Source organism: Bartonella sp. MU70NMGDW, assembly GCF_042194085.1.
GTDB classification, from domain to species: Bacteria; Pseudomonadota; Alphaproteobacteria; order Rhizobiales; family Rhizobiaceae; genus Bartonella; species Bartonella grahamii.
Window position 1 is genome coordinate 1 of record NZ_JBHIMK010000339.1, and the last position, 1,231, is coordinate 1,231.

A 1,231-nucleotide genomic window follows, 5' to 3' on the forward strand; every position below is an offset into this window, starting at 1 on the left:
ACTTTTTCAAATGCACGCATTTCAATTTGTCTTACTCGTTCTCGACTAATGTTAAATTCACCAGAGAGTTCTTCTAGAGTTAATGGTATATCGTTTAAACGACGTGCTTTGAATATACGTCTTTCGCGTTCATTGAGATTGTCCATGGCATTTATAAGCATGGAACGACGATTTTCCAATTCACTTTTTTCAATTAAAATTTGTTCTTGATCGTTAGATTCATCCACCAACCAATCTTGCAACTCGCTGTTTTCCCCTTCTTTTGTACGAAGGGGTGCGTTGAGTGAAGTGTCACCACCAAGTCGGCGGTTCATTGATATAACTTCATCTTCTGAGACATGCAACTGAGTTGCAATTTCTTTTACTTGTTCTGCATTGAGATCACCGTTATCAAGTGCTTGAAGTTTACTTTTTAATTTACGAAGGTTAAAAAACAAGCGCTTTTGATTAGCTGTTGTCCCCATCTTCACCAAACTCCAAGACCGCAATACATATTCTTGAATTGATGCTTTAATCCACCATATTGCATAGGTTGCAAGACGAAAACCACGTTCTGGCTCAAAACGCTTAACAGCTTGCATGAGTCCAACATTGCCTTCTGAAATGACTTCCCCAATGGGAAGTCCATAGCCACGATATCCCATCGCGATTTTAGCTACAAGACGCAAATGACTGGTTACCAGCCTATGCGCTGCTTTTAAATCATTATGCTCACGATAACGTTGAGCTAACATATATTCTTCTTTTGGATCAAGCATTGGAAAACGACGCACCTCTTCCAAATAACGGTTTAATCCACCATCGCCTGTGGTTACTGATAACAAATTCATATGGGCCATAATAGCACCCTCCTTTTGTCTGAATTCCCTGATAAGGCAAATTCGATGTTTCAGATAGTAATACCTGCGTGCATCTACTTTAGCATATTTTTCAATTTTGTTCAAAAAAAGATATTTTATTGTGAAATCTTGAGAAGGAGAAAAGTTTCAATTCATTTTTTTTAAATGCTTAATAAGTTTAGCCATATCTTGAGGTAGTGGTGTGGAAAATGACATAATTTTACCGGTAGAAGGGTGTTCAAAAGTGAGACTTGCGGCATGAAGTGCCTGTCTGTTGAATTGATCGATTGCATTTCTAATAGTGGGGTTGAATGCGTTTGATTTTGTTTTAAAAGCGTTGCCATAAACTGTATCGCCTATGAGTGGATGCCCAATATGAGCCATATGAACGC

1 protein-coding gene and 1 pseudogene are annotated in these 1,231 nt (G+C 38.3%); both read right to left on the minus strand.

Annotated elements, in window-relative coordinates; all coding sequences use genetic code 11:
• Positions 1-839 (minus strand): RNA polymerase sigma factor RpoH (gene rpoH / locus ACFIKE_RS10835; RefSeq protein WP_375649915.1); only part of this gene is annotated, 839 nt, incomplete at its 3' end.
• Positions 840-986: 147 nt separating this feature from the next.
• A pseudogene (locus tag ACFIKE_RS10840) lies at positions 987-1,231 on the minus strand (RNA pseudouridine synthase); the annotation flags it as partial.